Annotated in this window: 17 protein-coding genes; 5 read left to right on the top strand and 12 right to left on the bottom strand. The window is 40.5% G+C overall.

The window, feature by feature from the left end; all coding sequences use genetic code 11:
- Positions 1-8 precede the first annotated feature (8 nt).
- The 6 genes from tatB to H5232_RS02715 form a co-directional block, all read right to left on the bottom strand.
- Positions 9-341: a Sec-independent protein translocase protein TatB gene (tatB, locus tag H5232_RS02740; RefSeq protein WP_149982218.1), complete on the bottom strand. Its 333-nt coding sequence runs from the start codon at positions 339-341 to the stop codon at positions 9-11.
- A gap of 5 nt (positions 342-346) precedes the next feature.
- A complete protein-coding gene (gene tatA, locus H5232_RS02735) occupies positions 347-586 on the bottom strand; it encodes a Sec-independent protein translocase subunit TatA (protein WP_149982217.1) in 240 nt (79 codons plus the stop codon).
- An 80-nt stretch (positions 587-666) separates the two neighbouring features.
- Entirely contained in the window at positions 667-2,271 is a 1,605-nt protein-coding gene (gene ubiB / locus H5232_RS02730; protein ID WP_182830531.1) for a ubiquinone biosynthesis regulatory protein kinase UbiB, read from the bottom strand.
- A 17-nt stretch (positions 2,272-2,288) separates the two neighbouring features.
- Complete coding sequence (locus H5232_RS02725) at positions 2,289-2,894, bottom strand: SCP2 domain-containing protein (protein ID WP_182797508.1); 606 nt, start codon at positions 2,892-2,894, stop codon at positions 2,289-2,291.
- 40 nt (positions 2,895-2,934) lie between these two features.
- The gene (ubiE, locus tag H5232_RS02720) at positions 2,935-3,690 is read right to left on the bottom strand and encodes a bifunctional demethylmenaquinone methyltransferase/2-methoxy-6-polyprenyl-1,4-benzoquinol methylase UbiE (protein WP_145240051.1); all 756 of its coding nucleotides are present in this window, start codon (positions 3,688-3,690) and stop codon (positions 2,935-2,937) included.
- A 115-nt stretch (positions 3,691-3,805) separates the two neighbouring features.
- Positions 3,806-4,792: a diguanylate cyclase domain-containing protein gene (locus H5232_RS02715; RefSeq protein ID WP_149982319.1), complete on the bottom strand. Its 987-nt coding sequence runs from the start codon at positions 4,790-4,792 to the stop codon at positions 3,806-3,808.
- A gap of 355 nt (positions 4,793-5,147) precedes the next feature.
- On the opposite strand from H5232_RS02715, the gene H5232_RS02710 reads away from it, so the two are divergent.
- The gene (locus tag H5232_RS02710; RefSeq protein WP_182739449.1) at positions 5,148-6,926 is read left to right on the top strand and encodes a DUF885 family protein; all 1,779 of its coding nucleotides are present in this window, start codon (positions 5,148-5,150) and stop codon (positions 6,924-6,926) included.
- A gap of 180 nt (positions 6,927-7,106) precedes the next feature.
- A complete protein-coding gene (locus H5232_RS02705) occupies positions 7,107-8,588 on the top strand; it encodes an FMN-binding glutamate synthase family protein (protein ID WP_182717495.1) in 1,482 nt (493 codons plus the stop codon).
- 89 nt (positions 8,589-8,677) lie between these two features.
- Here H5232_RS02705 and mtnK read toward each other — a convergent pair whose 3' ends face one another.
- Entirely contained in the window at positions 8,678-9,895 is a 1,218-nt protein-coding gene (gene mtnK / locus H5232_RS02700; protein WP_182830530.1) for an S-methyl-5-thioribose kinase, read from the bottom strand.
- Between the two features lie 132 nt (positions 9,896-10,027).
- Between mtnK and mtnA the strand changes: the two genes are divergently transcribed.
- Positions 10,028-11,053: an S-methyl-5-thioribose-1-phosphate isomerase gene (gene mtnA / locus H5232_RS02695; protein ID WP_182830529.1), complete on the top strand. Its 1,026-nt coding sequence runs from the start codon at positions 10,028-10,030 to the stop codon at positions 11,051-11,053.
- On the opposite strand, the gene H5232_RS02690 is transcribed toward mtnA, so the two are convergent.
- From H5232_RS02690 to H5232_RS02675, 4 genes are read right to left on the bottom strand one after another with little or no spacing between them, the layout of a single operon-like run.
- Positions 11,050-11,388 carry a gamma-glutamylcyclotransferase family protein gene (locus H5232_RS02690; RefSeq protein ID WP_182830528.1) on the bottom strand — a complete coding sequence of 113 codons (339 nt, stop codon included), beginning with the start codon at positions 11,386-11,388 and terminating at the stop codon, positions 11,050-11,052. The two genes, mtnA and H5232_RS02690, sit on opposite strands and share 4 nt — an antisense overlap.
- An 18-nt stretch (positions 11,389-11,406) precedes the next feature.
- Positions 11,407-11,949 carry an acireductone dioxygenase gene (locus H5232_RS02685; protein WP_182830527.1) on the bottom strand — a complete coding sequence of 181 codons (543 nt, stop codon included), beginning with the start codon at positions 11,947-11,949 and terminating at the stop codon, positions 11,407-11,409.
- Positions 11,946-12,632, bottom strand: a complete 687-nt coding sequence (gene mtnC / locus H5232_RS02680) for an acireductone synthase (protein ID WP_182830526.1) — start codon at positions 12,630-12,632, stop codon at positions 11,946-11,948. Before mtnC ends, H5232_RS02685 begins: the two co-directional genes overlap by 4 nt.
- Complete coding sequence (locus tag H5232_RS02675; RefSeq protein ID WP_182830525.1) at positions 12,629-13,246, bottom strand: methylthioribulose 1-phosphate dehydratase; 618 nt, start codon at positions 13,244-13,246, stop codon at positions 12,629-12,631. Before H5232_RS02675 ends, mtnC begins: the two co-directional genes overlap by 4 nt.
- A 90-nt stretch (positions 13,247-13,336) precedes the next feature.
- Here H5232_RS02675 and H5232_RS02670 point away from each other — a divergent pair, with 90 nt between their 5' ends.
- Together H5232_RS02670 and H5232_RS02665 are read left to right on the top strand one after the other, a co-directional pair.
- On the top strand, positions 13,337-14,479 hold the full coding sequence (locus H5232_RS02670; RefSeq protein ID WP_182830524.1) for a methionine aminotransferase: 1,143 nt from the start codon (positions 13,337-13,339) through the stop codon (positions 14,477-14,479).
- Complete coding sequence (locus H5232_RS02665) at positions 14,467-15,255, top strand: amidohydrolase (RefSeq protein ID WP_182717490.1); 789 nt, start codon at positions 14,467-14,469, stop codon at positions 15,253-15,255. The genes H5232_RS02670 and H5232_RS02665 overlap by 13 nt, the downstream gene beginning before the upstream one ends.
- A gap of 240 nt (positions 15,256-15,495) precedes the next feature.
- On the opposite strand, the gene H5232_RS02660 is transcribed toward H5232_RS02665, so the two are convergent.
- Positions 15,496-15,972, bottom strand: coding sequence for a hypothetical protein (locus tag H5232_RS02660; RefSeq protein WP_182717489.1), 477 nt, complete (start codon positions 15,970-15,972; stop codon positions 15,496-15,498).
- Positions 15,973-16,166 lie beyond the last annotated feature (194 nt).

Genomic DNA, 16,166 nt, shown 5'->3' with positions numbered 1-16,166 from the left:
AAATAATTTCATTTTTGTTCATCAATATTCACTTTATCTGTTTGCTCAGAAGATCTTTTTTTATAACTGTGGGTGACTGAGTCCGCTGCCTTTTGTAATTCGCTGACCGAGTCTTTTATTGCTGGACTTAAGTCTTGCATGCCTTGTTGTTCAGCTTTTTTTAAATTTTGGTGTAACTCATGCACTCTTAATTCTTCGTTTACTTCAGCCTTAACAGAATTAGCCAACGATTTTATAGTTTTTACCCAACGGCTAACAGTACGAATAGCAACCGGCAAACGCTCAGGGCCAAGTACCACTAAGCCGACGATTAACACCACAACAAGTTCCCACATACCCATGCTAATTAAGCCTTATGGTCTTCTTTATTTTTATCAACAGACTCTTTGTTTTGTATTGGGTTATTTGCTTGTTCAATTGGTTCTGCTGGTTTATTTTGCTCATCTTCAGAGACTGCTTTTTTAAACCCTTTTACAGCGTTACCTAAATCACCGCCAATGCCACGCAATTTTTTTGTGCCAAAAAGTAACACTATGATTGCTAAAACAATTAACAATTGCCAAATACTAATGCCGCCAAAACCCATGATGTTCTCCACTTATTTAAATACTGTGAATTAAAATTATTGTACTGATTATACTCACCGAGCACTAAATAGCACTTAGTTTATGTTGCGCTGCGCCAAGCAAGTATAAAGCCGCTTAAAGAGCATATCCCAGCAATACCTGCAGCGACAAGGTCATGCTGCAAATAACATAACCCAGAGACTATCATTGCTGAACCAGCAAAAAGACCAAGTAATAATGGCTTGTATGATGGCTGTGGCAGTGGTGCAGGGCTGTTGCGCTGTTGTTTTAGGTTGTGATAAATCAAATCAGGTAACTCAGGCATTTTTTCTGCCCAAAATGGCAAGTTTGCGTATACCTGTTTCAATACCGACCAAGGACCAACCTGTTGCTTTACCCAGTCTTCTAAAAAGGGTTTAGCTGTTTTCCATAAATCTAATTGTGGATATAGCTGACGCCCAAGGCCTTCAACATACAACAAGGTTTTTTGTAGTAGAACTAATTGGGGTTGAACTTGCATATTAAAGCGACGAGCGGTATTAAATAGATTAACTAAGACGTGGCCAAATGAAATCTCTGCTAATGGCTTATTAAAAATCGGCTCGCAGACAGTGCGAATGGCAAACTCAAATTCTTCCACGCTGGTGTCTTTAGGTACCCAGCCAGAATCGACATGTAATTGTGCGACTTGACGATAATCGCGATTAAAAAAGGCAATAAAGTTTTCGGCTAAGTAACGTTTGTCTTCTTTGTTTAGCGTGCCCACGATGCCACAATCAATACCGATAAATTTAGGGTTTTCAGGGCTCTCATAGGATACAAATACGTTACCAGGGTGCATATCAGCATGAAAAAAACTATCACGGAACACTTGAGTGAAAAACACCTCCACACCGCGTTCAGCCAGTAGTTTCATATTGGTGTTTTGCGCAACTAATGCCTCAGTATCAGACACTGGAATACCGTAGATTCGCTCCATGACTAGTACATTTACGCGACTATAGTCACTGTAAACATAGGGAATATAAAGCGAATCAGAACCTTCAAAATTACGCTTTAATTGAATGGCGTTTGCGCCTTCACGCATCAGATCAAGTTCATCAAGTAAGGTTTTCTTATACTCTTTGACTACTTCAACTGGGCGTAACCTTTTCGCTTCATTGATTAACTTGGCCACTACTTTGGAAAATTGTTCCATTAATGCTAAATCAGCGTCAATTTGTTCTCTGATATCAGGGCGAATAACTTTAATAACCACCTTTTGTGGTTGATTATGTTCATCCACTAAAGTGGCAGTATGTACTTGGGCAATGGATGCTGAAGCTAAAGGGGTTTGCTCAAAATCGCTAAAGTATTCACTGATATCATCGACTTCAAGTGCATTTTCAATTAGTTGTTGTGCTAACACACCATCAAATGGCTGTACTTGATCTTGCAGTAAGGCCAGCTCTAAAGCGATGTCTAGTGGTAATAAATCGCGCCGAGTAGATAGCATCTGGCCAAATTTGATCCACACTGGCCCCAATTGCTGTAATGCTAAACGCAGTCTTAGCCCTGCTGGTTTTTCTGGGTGTTTATTGGTTAGCCAAAATAGACATGCACGGCCAACTTTGCCATACCAAGGTATTTTTTGTGATGGGATCAGTTCATCCAAACCATAGCTAAGGAGGGTTTTTGTGATGTTATAAAGCCGAGCAGCTGACACAGATAATCCTTACTGATTCATTTTGCTTGAAGTAGTTGGTTGATACGTAACTCAAGTTGCGCAACATGTGCTTTGAGTTGACGCGTGTGTTGCTTAAATTGCTCAAGCTCTAAAGGATGAATAGTCACTTTGAGCTCGTCTTGGCATAAAGTAGTGAGCGTTGTAGAGAGTTTCTTGTTGGCTTTTTGACCTTGCTGTTGAGTTTGTTTAACTAACTGCCATAGTTGCTGTGCCGCTGCGTCACCAAGATAATCAGATAAATGTTCAGGCCAATCGATATTAAGCGCAGCGAAAGCATTACTAAACCCTTGTGCAATATTTAGATCACCTTGCAAATCGAGTTTATCTTGGCGGATTAACTGAGTCAGCATTGCAGGGTTTTTAAGTGCCATTAAAGTATTAATATCGGCGCTTATCATGCAGTCATATTGCGTTTCGGTAGTGTTGTATAAATGCAGTTGTTGGCCAGTAAACACCACTAAAAACTGCTGTTGCCAATCGCGTATATCAATTAATAAACGTTGTTGGGATATTGACGACAGTCTATCGCTAAGAGTGGGATCGAGTTTAAGCGCCGTATTTAAAACCCTTTCGACGAGTGCGACCATGAAATTATTTAACATACAATACCTTAGCAATAAACTTTACTAGCTGGTGTGACGCTTAATATTTAAAGCCACGATGTAATGCTACAATACCACCGGTGAGATTTTGATAGGTGGTTTGCTCAAATCCAGCCTCGTTCATCATTGCTTTTAGTGTTTCTTGATCTGGGTGCATACGAATTGATTCAGCTAAGTATTTGTATGATTCACCGTCGTTAGCAACTAACTCTCCCATTTTAGGTAGTAAGTTAAATGAGTAAAAATCATAGGCTTTACTTAACACTTGATGCTCTGGTTTGGAGAACTCCAATACCAGTAGACGACCACCAGGCTTTAAGATTCGGTACATCGAGCGAAGTGCTTTATTTTGATCTGTAACATTACGTAAACCAAAGGCAATGGTAATTAAATCAAAACTATTATCAGGAAAAGGCAGTGCTTCAGCATTCATTTGTACGTAGTCAATATTGCCGACTAGACCTAGGTTATGTAGCTTTTCGCGGCCCACTTTAAGCATTGATGAGTTAATATCACCTAATACTACTTGCCCAGTATCACCAACTAGTTGACTAAACTTTGCCGTTAAGTCGCCAGTGCCACCGGCTAAATCCAGCACATGATGGCCTTTACGCACACCTGAGCTGGCAATGGTTTGACGTTTCCATAAACGATGAATACCAAACGACATGAGATCATTCATTACGTCATATTTAGTAGCAACTGAATGAAATACATCGGCAACCATAGAAGCTTTTTCGGTTTCGGCAACGGTTTTATAACCAAAATGCGTGGTCTTTTCAGGATTCTCGTTCATGATTAATCTCTATCGTGGTAATAAAGACTAGTGTACTTGATTGTTACGCCATGGTGCAATTTGAATATGGGGAAAATTGCTTGTGGATCAAGCTTTATTATTTATTCGTTGTGGCTCACTGTCCGGCAATAAAGCTGCTTTGGCCAAGCGATCTTGCTTTATGTGCTGCATTAGAGGCTTTACGGGCAAGATTATTAAAATCTTTTTCGTCTAAGTGCTTGGCAATCCCTAATGACAGGTTGATTGCTGGTAGCTTAATACCGTTTTTAGAACTGACGAATCGCAGTTTCTCGACTCCATTACGGACTTTTTCAGCAATTACATTCGCAGTTTCAGGGTCGATATCGGCCAGTAATACAGTAAAAGCATCTTTGCCAGTACGCCCTGGCAGGCCACTTTCAAATACATACTTTTGAATTTGTTTAGCTACTTTACTTAAAATTACTTCACCAATGATATCGCCGTAGTTATCAATAAAGTGATCTAAGTTATCGATTTGGATGGCAATTGCACACACAGATTTTTTTTGGTTTAACCATAATTGTGTTTGCTGGTTTAAATAATGACGTTTAAAAAGGCCTGTTTGCTGGTCGGTGATGTGTTGTTTACGTAATTGTACGAGCTGTTGTTGGGTTTTCTCTTGTAATCGCTTTGCTTTGATCAGCTCTATTTTAAATTGTTTATGTTGAGTGAGCAGGTGGGCAGTTTGCTTATTTAATGTCTCAAGTGCGAGTTTGCTTTGGCTAACATTATTTTCATCTAATAAATGCACGCATTCACTGACCTGACTTGCAAAGCGGATGATATCTTTTTCGGTTGAGTGCGCGCTACGTGATAATGAATTAATAACATCATCAACATTGCGTACCATTTTGGTTTCAGCTTGATGAGCTTGATCCATATAATCGAAATACAGTTGCTCTATATAAACACAGTCAATTTCTTGGCCTTGAGCAATTGCACGATCGATAGTGGTATTTAAATCAGAATTAACTTGGCTGATATAGGTATAGACAACGTGATAATTGAGAGGGGTCGGTGGTAATATATGGTGTTCTAAAAAGATACATACCTTGGTCATTTTTTCTTGAGCAATAGCCATGGAATCATGGAACATCATTGTATACACCAATTAAATACACGTAACAGCGAAATTAAATAACCTTCTCCATGAGGTCTTGACGCGATCCTAGCGTATGAGATTGCCTTACATTAATCTGTATCGGGGATATTTAAAAGCAAAAATATGTAATTTGGCAGCGAAATCTCCATTTTTCTCGTTCATTAGCTGGTTTTCTCGACAATCTTATTAGGCAATAAAAATGCTGATTAACTACTAGCCAATAGTCGCGGTTAATTTAACCTTATATTTATCGCCCTTGGTCGCATTTTTTTGGTTATTTGATCTGTCTAGGTTAGGTTAAACATCACGTTTTAAGTAGCAGATCCCTATTATTATGAAAAAATCACCTTCATCGGTTATGCGTCATTCTCTGTTAAGTATCGCCTTGGCATGTACATTAAGTGCGTGCCAAATGACCACGATAGATAGCGACCAACAATTTACGCAAGTGGCGCAATCAATTGTTGATTACCGTAAAAGTATAAGCACGTATAGCAACCCTGAGGGTGTTGATGGCTATTTGTTAACTAATTTATCTGCGGAGTTTCTTGAAAAGAAATACCAACATAACACTGAATTATTAGCGCAGTTAGACGCAATAGATAAAGACAAACTCAGTGATGAAAACCGTATTAATCTCACTATAATTCGTGGCCAAGTACAAAATAGTATCGATGAATATGTATTTAACAGCCACTACATGCCGCTTACTTCTGAATATGGCTTTCACTCGAGTTTATCTTTTATGGTGTCGAGTTCAGATTATAAAAAACTAGCTGATTACCAGCTTTATCTACAGCGTTTGCAGCAAGTTCCTCGGTTTTTTGCGCAAAATATCGGTTGGATGCGTAAAGGGCTGGAAGTTGGCTTAACTCAACCTAAGGCTGTATTAATTGGTTATCAAGATTCTATCAGTGCATATATTGTTGATGACGTTACTGAGTCTGAATTTTATAAACCATTTTTAAATAATACCGCTGGTTTGAGTGATAGTGAGTTTTTTGCTTTACAGCAACAAGCTAAAAAAATCATTAAAGAACAGGTGATTACTGCTTATAAAAATTATTTAACGTTTTTTAATGAAGAGTATCAGCCAGGTGCGCGTACTGAAATTGGTATCTCTGCTACACCAAATGGTGCTGCGTTTTATGCTAATCGTGCCAAGTATTACACCACCACAGATATGACACCAAAAGAAATCCATGAACTGGGGTTAAAAGAAGTGGCACGTATTCGTGCTGAAATGGATAAGATTATTGAGCAAGTTGGTTTTAAAGGCACATTTGCTGAATTTGTGCACTTTTTACGTACTGATCCGCAATTTTACGCTAAAACACCGGAAGAGTTATTAAAAGAAGCATCGTACATAGCTAAAAAAATGGATGCACAATTACCTAAGCTATTTCACACCTTACCACGCATGCCTTATGGTGTTGCACCTGTGCCAGCAAGCATAGCGCCTAAGTACACGACTGGTCGTTACTCTGGTTCGAGTCGTGATGATCAAGCGGGTTATTACTGGGTAAACACTTATGCACTTGATAAGCGCCCTTTATATGTTTTAGAGGCACTTACTTTTCATGAAGCTGTACCTGGGCATCATTTACAGATTTCCCTTAATGCTGAATTAGAAAACCTACCAAGTTATCGTCAAGATGCTTATTTATCAGCATTTGGCGAAGGATGGGGATTATATTCTGAATACTTAGGTATTGAAGCGGGCTTTTATCAAGATCCATATAGTAACTTTGGTCGTTTAACTTATGAAATGTGGCGTGCAGCCCGTTTAGTGGTTGATACTGGCATGCACATGTACGGCTGGAGTCGCGATCGTGCGATGAAATTTATGAGCGAAAATACGGCGTTGTCTTTACACAATGTGAAAACCGAAACTGATCGTTATATTTCATGGCCAGCACAAGCACTATCATACAAAATTGGTGAGCTGACTATTAAACGCTTACGCAAAGAAACAGAGCAAGCATTAGGGCAAGACTTTGATGTACGCGAGTTCCATCATCAAATACTTCGTCATGGCTCTGTGCCAATGTCAGTATTAGAAGATCAAATCCATCGATACATTGAAACTGAGTTAACTAAACAAAAAAGCTAGCTTCTATCGACATGGATCGCTGCATTCAGTGCAGTGATCCATTAAAATCCTTTGCTTGAAATTTAATCTGCTTATATGCTCTCTACTGTAATAAGATTTTTACTAATATATTCGCTACTTAGCTTAAGTTTTTAGTATAAGTATTAGTGAAATGAGAAAACAACCAGCAAGGGGCGCTGCATGAGTAATTTAATAGTTTTTAGCATTGATGTGTTTGCCAGCTTATTTATAGTGGTATTTGGGTGTTTAGTTTTAGTTGTTATTTATTTTTATATCAGTGATGTCACTCAATCTAAACAAGCGATTAGACGTAATTATCCGGTAATAGGTCGGTTTAGATACTTTTTTGAGCGCCAAGGTGAGTTTTTTCGTCAATACTTTTTCGCTATGGATCGCGAAGAAATGCCATTTAATCGCGCCGATCGTAGTTGGGTTTATAAAGCGGCTAAAAATGTTGATCGTACCACCGCCTTTGGCTCAACTCAGAGCCTAGAAGTTACCGGGACCGTGATGTTTATGAACTGCGCGTTTCCTACCTTGGACGAAGAAGCGCTTGAACCTAGTGCAGTTACCTTAGGGCCGCATTGTCCAAATCCTTATATTACTAAATCGCTATTCAATATTTCAGGTATGAGTTTTGGTGCGTTATCAAAACCTGCTGTACGTGCGTTATCGCAAGGTGCCAAACTCGCTGGTTGTTGGATGAACACTGGTGAAGGTGGTTTAAGCCCTTATCACTTAGAAGGAGGTGCCGACATTGTGTTTCAAATTGGCACAGCTAAATATGGTGTGCGCGATGAACAAGGTAAATTAAGTCATGAGAAGCTCAAGCAAATAGCTGCGCATGAACAAGTAAAAATGTTTGAAATTAAAATGAGCCAAGGTGCGAAGCCTGGTAAAGGCGGTATGTTGCCAGGCAAAAAAGTGACTGCTGAAATTGCGGCTATTCGTGGTATCCCAGAAGGTCACGATTCAATTAGCCCAAATGGTCATCCTGAAGTTAAAAACCCTGCAGATTTACTTGATATGATTGCCTCGGTGCGCGAAACGACTGGCAAGCCAACCGGCTTTAAAGCGGTTATTGGCGCTTATGCATGGCTGGAAACCTTGTTTGCTGAGATCAATCATCGTGGTATTGAATCTGCGCCCGACTTTATTACTATCGATAGTGCTGATGGCGGTACCGGTGCTGCACCACAACCGCTGATGGATTCGGTGGGTTTACCACTGAAAGAAAGTTTACCTTTGGTTGTTAATATGCTCGAAAAGCATGGCCTGCGAGAGCGAATTAAAGTTATTGCGTCAGGCAAACTGATTGTGCCGTCTAAGGTTGCATGGGCGCTCGCGCTGGGCGCAGACTTTGTTGTATCGGCACGTGGTCATATGTTTGCTTTGGGTTGTATTCAAGCGCTGCAATGTAATAAAGACACTTGCCCAACAGGGATAACCACACACAACGAGCGGTTGCAACGTGGCTTAGATGTCGCCGATAAAGCGCAGCGCGTAGCAAACTACAATAAGTACATTCATTATGGTGCGGGTTTAATTGCTCACTCATGCGGGGTATTTAGTGCCCGTGAACTTGGCCGCCAGCATGTGCGCGTTGTGCAAGAAAACGGCCTGTCAGAGCCGCTTGATAAAATGTATGAAAATTATCAGTAATTTAAAATACTAGGTAATAGAAGCTAGGTCCCGCCCAAATAGGTTGATAAAAGGCACTAAATAAAGTGCCTTTTGCTATTTTTATAAATTTAATTTAGTTGGCTTATCAATAAAGAGAAAAACTCTTCTTTGTTATTGCAAGTGTGGGCGTTGAGTACTAACTGCTCACCCAGCGCTAAAGTGTGGCGTTGTACGTCTAAACGCGCCTGCGCATCTTCAATGCCATCAATGTCAGCAACGTGTGCTAAGCCGATAGTGCGGCGTATTAGTTCTGTCCCACAGTAACCAATCGCGTCTTGTAATACTTGTTGCATAAAATACTCGCCATAACCAGCGGCTTTTAAATTGTTATCTGTGGTTTGCTCTGCAATAAATGTCAGCCACTGTTGTTCAAACAAAGAATAACTCTCTTGCAGGCAAGTCAGTAAATGGGTGTGATAGTTACGGCGTGTAACAAATTCACTAATACGAGCATTTTGCGCGCAGTAGTTTAATAATAAATTGCCGATAAATGAGCCGATATCAAAGCCAACTGGGCCAAAAAAGCCAAATTCAGGGTCGATCATCTTAGTGGTGTTTTGATCGACAAAAATACTGCCGCTATGCATATCACCATGTAATAGCGTCTGCGGGCACGATAAAAACTTAGCTTTTAGTTTTGCGATCGCTAAATGCAGCGCGGCATTATTTTGTAATTTACTAACCGTGCTTTGCAGTTCACTTGGGTAGTTATTACGTTCATGTTCACGCAGAATATCGTTAAAAAATAAATCTTCAGTAATTTGGCACAATTCGGGGTTGGTGAATTGACTGACTTTGGCTTTTTTATCTTGCGCAGTGAGGTAAAAATCTGAGTTATAAAAACCAGTGTGACTTAAGTAGTGAGCCACATGCTGGCCGAGTAGTGGAAATTGCTCTGCGTTTATTTGTGCGCTACGCAAAATTTGTAAGTGACCGAGATCCTCTAAAATGGTCAGTGCTTGCTCTGGATTATGATGCAATACTTTTGCCGTGTAGTCGGGACTTAATGCGCCATGATTGAGCAAAACCTCTGCTTCAATGCGGGCTCGGTCAAGCGTCAGCGGCCATGATTCACCCACGCAGCGAGCATAAGGCAAAGCTTGCTTTAAAATAACGCTATTATTTTGCTCGTCACTGACTCTAAATACCAGATTTAAATTACCATCCCCAAACTCATACGCCGATAACGTTTGGTCAGGATCAAACAAATCATACCCATCTTTATTTACAAGATCTTTAATATAATCAATTGCATGCTGCGCATTAAAAGCAACGTATTCAGCCATTGGCGTACTCTCAGAAAATGATAAACGATAGCATTCTATACCTACAACCGTTTAGATGTCTACACTTCTGGGTTGTGAGTTTTAAAAACTGCTGTAAAATAGCCTTAGCCAAACGATTATTCAGGATCAACTATGCAAGATCTCATCGCGAGTAGTTTAAAATATCAAAACAATACACTCAGTGTGTTAGACCAATACTTATTGCCGCATCAGCAGGTATGGCATGTGTGTGATGATGTAGCCACTATGAGGGATTTAATTCTAAGCTTAAAAATACGTGGCGCACCGCTAATTGGCTTAGGAGCGAGCTTGCTGGTAGCCCATTTGGCAGAGCAAGGCATGGCTAAAGTAGCATTAGCGCAGGCGATTGATGATTTAGAAGCCACTCGGCCAACTGCGGTTAATTTAATGCATTGTATGGCAAAGTTACGTATTGCGTTACAACAAGATGATTATGTAACGGCAATTGTAAGCGCCGCTGTAACCTTGTTTAATGAAGATATCGCCTTGTGTGAAAGCATGGCAAATCATGGCGCAGCACTGGTTAACAGTGGTGATAATATTCTTACCCATTGTAATACAGGAGCGTTAGCGACTGCGGGTATTGGTACAGCTTTGGGGGTTATTTACAAAGCGCAGCAGCAATATGGTGATATTCATGTCTGGGTTGATGAAACACGCCCATTATTACAAGGCGGGCGTTTAACCGCGTTTGAGCTCGAGCGCTGGCAAGTACCTTATACCTTGATTTGCGATAATATGGCAGCGAGCTTAATGGCTGCTGGCAAGGTTGATAAAATTTTTGTTGGCGCTGATCGTATTGCTGCCAACGGTGATTTTGCTAATAAAGTGGGCACTTATAATTTAGCGGTGTTGGCGCACTTTCATGATATTCCATTTTATGTAGTTGCCCCAATTACCACGCTCGATGTAAACACAGCATTTGGTGCAGAGATTGAAATAGAACAACGTAACAGCGCTGAAGTGCGCGGTGTAAGCGGAAGTTTTGGTGAGGCGCAATGGGCACCAACAAATGCTAACGTTTACAACCCAGCGTTTGACGTAACCCCTGCAAAGCTAATAACAGGCTGGGTACTAGATACCGGTGTTTATAACCAACAACAAGTGTTAGCTGGTCAATTAAAAAGGCTTTTTTAACAGCCTTTTGCAACATACACCCAGGCATTAATACCGCTGCTAAATGACTCTACGACACGAACATAGTCGTCAACTTCATAGCTATCTGCATTGGCTAGTTCTTGCTCGGTAATAGTAAAAATAGTGCCGGTTACAGTATCTGTTACAAGGCCTGTTTTAATTAATGCCGGATGAAAACGCTGGCCGCTGCTTTTTAGCACAGCGGCGTCGGTGATCTCAACTTCGCCTACCACGTAGCCTTTTAGTGTATCGGCTTGACCTTCAAGCAAACGATTAAAGGTATCAAGCTGTACTTGCTCAAGTTGCAGTGTTCCGTATGAGAATAACTTTTCCATTTTTATTCCTGTAGGTGCTTAATCTAATAACGGAAATTGCTTAGCAATCTCAGATTCGGTGCTTTGGGCTACCCAACCTTCAGTATTATTGAATAAGCGAATCGCGGTGAACTCAGGATCGCTGCCCATATCAAACCAATGTGGGGTCAGCTCAGGGACCGAAATTAAATCACCCTGTTGGCAAAGCACTTGGTATACCTTGTCGTTAATATGCAGGCAAAATAATCCTTGGCCTTTTACAAAAAAGCGTACTTCGTCTTCACTATGGGTGTGCTCAAATAAAAACTTAGCACGTAATTCTTCAGCGTTCGGGTTGCCTTTTGCCAGCGAAATAACATCTACAGTTTGATAGCCGCCTTGTTGCTTTAAGCTTTCAATATCAGCGTTATAGGCGGAAATAATAGCTTCATGACTAGTATCAGCAGTAATCGTTTTTGCTGCTTGCCACTGCTCAAATCGTACATTTACTTTATTCAGCTCAGTGGCAATTTGTGCTGCATCTTGGGTATCTAATAGTGCATTAGTGCCGTTACAATCGGCAAAGATAGTCAGTTGGCTCATGCTAAATGCTCCGCAGTAAATTGGCTGAAATCGTTAATATAATTATGTGCAGGCGAGCTTGCTTGACCATCGCGAATTAAGTGTAAAGTTTTTAAACCTACAGCTTTAGCGGCATTAAGTTCTGCTACTACATCACTTAAAAATAATACTTCATTAGCGGCAAAAGGTAATTGTGCAATGATGTTCTCATAAGCGATGGCTTCTTGCTTAGCGCCTACGTTAGTATCAAAGAAATCAGTAAATAATGAGCGAATATCACCAAAGTCAGAGTAGTTAAAAATTAAATGCTGGGCTTTTACCGATCCTGAGGAATATACATATAGTTGCTGGCCGGCTTGGTGCTGCGCAACTAAAAACTGGTAGGCATCTGGGTATAAATGGCCGGTAAAATCACCATTTTCATAACCAGTTTGCCAAATCAGGCCTTGTAACTGTTTTAATGGGGTGATTTTTTTATCGTCACGGATCCATTCAAGCAATGTCTCAACTACCACGTCGATATTGGCATTTGGCTGTTCAATAATCGCTTTTACGGCAGTAATTTGCTCTGCTACCGCACTTTGCGTTTGGTGAGTTTTTACAAATTCAGGAAGTTGTTTCGCGGCATAGGGAAACAGCACGTCTTTAACAAATGAAATACGGGTAATTGTGCCTTCAATATCGGTCAGTAGTGCTTTGATCATGATTCTAATCCTACTAATTTTAAACGTTCTAATTCACATGCAAATAAGAACTCAAGACCTTCTAATTGGCGGCGAACTTCACCAATAGTGCGACCCACAACATACAAACCGTGGCCACGAATAAGTACACCATGCTCAATAGGGGTATGTAGATGATGATCGCTGACTAATAAGCTGAGGCGGTCAATGTCTTGGTCATTGTCAAAAATAGGAATGCTTAAGATGTCTAAATGCGAGGCTACGCCAGTTAATGACTTTTGCATTTCGTAGCCGTGTAAATCTAGGCTGTGGCCTTTAATAACTCGTGATAATACTGTTGCGGCAACAGAATGAGTGTGTAATACATAATTAGCTGAAGGAATTAGTTTATACATACTTAAATGCAATTCAGTTTCTGCCGAGGGCTTGGCGGCGCTAGCACTGCGATTACCTGCATGATCTAGTTCTATAAAGGTATGTGAGCCTAGTTGTCCTTTGTCAAAACCGCTGGCAGTCACTACAAAGCCAGTATTGGTTCGCGCTGAAAAGTTACCACCTGTGGCCGGTACCCAACCACGTTGACTGATCCACTTTCCTGCTTCTATAAGTTCTGAAATAGCGGTATTGTTATGCATACATTCCTCATACTTTTTTAGACGGCTATACTTCTGTTAACAGCAATGATAGCATCGCTTTGGGCGCAAAACCATCATTAAGGGTAACCAGTGTTTGAAAGTAAATTGCCAAATTTAGGCACCAGTATTTTTAGTCAAATGACTGCTTTAGCAAATCAATTCGAAGCGATTAATTTATCGCAGGGTTTTCCTGAGTTTGATGCACCAGAGTTACTTAAAAAGCAGCTTAATCATTATGTATTAGAAGGGGTTAATCAATACTCGCCGTCAACCGGCGTACCACGCCTGCAGCAACAAATTGCCCAGTTAGCAAAACGTAAATATGCAGCGGAAATAGATGCCGTGCAGCAAGTAACGGTAACCTCTGGCGCAACCGAGGCCTTATTTGTGGCCATTCAGGCGCTGGTGCGCGATGGCGATGAAGTCATCGTATTTGACCCCGCTTATGATTCATACCAGCCAGCGATAGAACTGGCTGGCGGTAAGTCAGTTCACATTGCTTTGCAGGCCCCAAATTATGCAATTGACTGGCAAACGGTGGCTGCGGCTATCAATAGCAAAACGCGGGCTATTATAATCAACACTCCACATAACCCAAGTGGTAAAACGTTAAAACAGCACGATATTAATGCTCTAAAAGCCTTAGTAATTAAGCATGACTTATACCTGATAAGTGATGAAGTATACGAGCATATTACTTTTGATCAGCAACCGCATTTAAGTGTGCTGCGTGATAACGAATTGTTTGCTCGCAGCTTTGTGATCTCAAGCTTTGGCAAGACTTTTCATAGCACAGGCTGGAAAATGGGTTACTGCATCGCACCCGCTGCACTTGCGGTCGAGTTTCGTAAAATTCACCAATATGTGACTTTTTCAAGCTTTACGCCGGCACAACATGCATTAGCCGATATGTTAGAACAGCAAGGTGAGCATGTGGATGAGCTCAGTGAGTTTTATCAACAAAAGCGTGATGTACTTAGTAAAGCACTAAAAGATAGCCGCTTTACCATTTTACCAAGTGAAGGCACCTACTTTTTACTGCTTGATTACAGCGATGTATCGGATTTAAATGACGTAGAATTTTGCCAGTGGTTAGTAGAACAAGCAGGCGTTGCAGCCATTCCACTAAGCGTGTTTTATCAGCAACCAAGCAACGATAAAGTTATTCGCTTATGCTTTGCCAAAAATGACGCCACGCTATTACAAGCCGCGGAGATTTTATGTCAACTTTAACTATAGCACTGATACAAACATCGCTTAATTGGTTAGATAAAGACGCCAACTTGGCACACTTTGGCAATAAAATAGCTGATATAGATAAATCAGTAGAGCTTATTTTATTGCCAGAAACCTTTGCCACCGGCTTTGCTATTAACCTTGATTGCGCAGAGCCGGATCATCAGTTAAAGCAAGGCAAAGTGCTTGATTGGATGATCGCGTCGGCAAAATCAAGCAATGCGGTAATTGCAGGCTCGGTATTGGTAACGCAAGGAAATAAAAAAGCTAATCGCTTTTATTGGGCATGGCCCAATGGCGAAGTGAAGTATTACGACAAACGGCATTTATTTTGCTTGGGCAAAGAGGGCGATTTTGTAACCGCAGGGCAGCAACGTGAAGTGTTCACCCTTAATGACTTTAGAATTTTACCGCAAGTTTGTTACGACTTACGTTTTCCGGTCTTTCAGCGCAATCGCAATGACTACGATGTGATGGTTAATGTCGCCAACTGGCCTGCTGCAAGGCGCAAAGTATGGGACACCTTACTAATGGCGCGGGCGATGGAAAACCAGTGTTATGTGATTGGCGTTAATCGTATTGGTGATGATGCTAATGGCGTCGCGCACAATGGCGGCACGGCAGTGTATGACTTTAAAGGTGATACGTTAGCAGCCGCTACTGATAACAAAGCTGATGTTGTTATTATCACTTTGGACAAACAGCCGCTTGAGCTCTTTAAGCAAAGTTTCCCAGCGCATTTAGATGCCGATGGGTTTAGTTTGGGTTATTAAGATAAAGAGACTGTTTAGCCTCTTTACCCGTTTTACGCAGAAGCATTGTAGGTGAGTTTGATCGCAGCGAAACCCGACAACATACAACAAAAAAATAATCTACAGGCTTGTATCAATACAAGGCCGTTTATCTGCGATGAATTTTTACCTGCTCACCCAATCGTTACGAGAGAATACCTAGGCTAGGTTAAAGTATTGATTTAATAGGTAGCAACCTATTGCATTACTATGATGTAACAGTTAGTTATCCGGTTTTTTATCTGCATTGTGATTATATGGTTGGCACAATATCTGAATTTCGTGATGCCCATCATATAATTTAAATAACTCATTGCCCCCAGTTTTGTTAAAAAATTGAGATAGGGTTATTTTGTCCTGCTCATACTCCATTAGTAACCAAAAGCCGTAAAAACCTTTAAACCAAAAATAATAGAATATCGCTGCGAAAAAAAATACTAGATAGGCTGCTTTACCTACTTTCTTTTTATATTTTAAACAACTAAGGAACAACCAAATACAACTCAATATTGCTAAAATTAAGAATGCTGAAAAAGGAGTAATAACTACTTCAATGTTGTCCCAGCGAGAGCTTAGACAAGAAGCATATCGGTCTGAAACTATTGTGTAAATTAAAGTGATTTTGAAAAGGAAGTACAATAATACAGTTGTAAAAACTGCATATAAAATACCACTTTCTTTGTCCTCACTGTTATTCAACTTGTAGCCTTAGAAAATATTTTGGTGTTTTTAAAAAGAAAAGTCAGAACGATTTTTGAATTTGGTTTAAGAGCTGACTTATGTGTTCTATTTGATATTACATTACACAACTTAGCGGAAGGGATCTAGAGTTTAGTTTTCTGGCCGCACTGCGTGCGTTTAACTTTGTTCCAGACAAAGTTTGGTCGAACCCT

This window comes from Pseudoalteromonas sp. SG41-5 (assembly GCF_014164495.1).
GTDB lineage: Bacteria > Pseudomonadota > Gammaproteobacteria > Enterobacterales > Alteromonadaceae > Pseudoalteromonas > Pseudoalteromonas rhizosphaerae.
The sequence above is the reverse complement of the archived record's forward strand: the minus strand, read 5'-3'. Positions and strand labels throughout refer to the sequence as shown.

Bases quoted from the DNA above. Each gene is read 5' to 3' on its own strand.
- tatB (WP_149982218.1), bottom strand. From the start codon at position 341: ATGGGTATGTGGGAACTTGTTGTGGTGTTAATCGTCGGCTTAGTGGTA.
- tatA (WP_149982217.1), bottom strand. From the start codon at position 586: ATGGGTTTTGGCGGCATTAGTATTTGGCAATTGTTAATTGTTTTAGCA.
- H5232_RS02725 (WP_182797508.1), bottom strand. From the start codon at position 2,894: ATGTTAAATAATTTCATGGTCGCACTCGTCGAAAGGGTTTTAAATACG.
- ubiE (WP_145240051.1), bottom strand. From the start codon at position 3,690: ATGAACGAGAATCCTGAAAAGACCACGCATTTTGGTTATAAAACCGTT.
- H5232_RS02715 (WP_149982319.1), bottom strand. From the start codon at position 4,792: ATGGCTATTGCTCAAGAAAAAATGACCAAGGTATGTATCTTTTTAGAA.
- H5232_RS02710 (WP_182739449.1), top strand. From the start codon at position 5,148: ATGAAAAAATCACCTTCATCGGTTATGCGTCATTCTCTGTTAAGTATC.
- H5232_RS02705 (WP_182717495.1), top strand. From the start codon at position 7,107: ATGAGTAATTTAATAGTTTTTAGCATTGATGTGTTTGCCAGCTTATTT.
- mtnK (WP_182830530.1), bottom strand. From the start codon at position 9,895: ATGGCTGAATACGTTGCTTTTAATGCGCAGCATGCAATTGATTATATT.
- mtnA (WP_182830529.1), top strand. From the start codon at position 10,028: ATGCAAGATCTCATCGCGAGTAGTTTAAAATATCAAAACAATACACTC.
- H5232_RS02690 (WP_182830528.1), bottom strand. From the start codon at position 11,388: ATGGAAAAGTTATTCTCATACGGAACACTGCAACTTGAGCAAGTACAG.
- H5232_RS02685 (WP_182830527.1), bottom strand. From the start codon at position 11,949: ATGAGCCAACTGACTATCTTTGCCGATTGTAACGGCACTAATGCACTA.
- mtnC (WP_182830526.1), bottom strand. From the start codon at position 12,632: ATGATCAAAGCACTACTGACCGATATTGAAGGCACAATTACCCGTATT.
- H5232_RS02675 (WP_182830525.1), bottom strand. From the start codon at position 13,246: ATGCATAACAATACCGCTATTTCAGAACTTATAGAAGCAGGAAAGTGG.
- H5232_RS02665 (WP_182717490.1), top strand. From the start codon at position 14,467: ATGTCAACTTTAACTATAGCACTGATACAAACATCGCTTAATTGGTTA.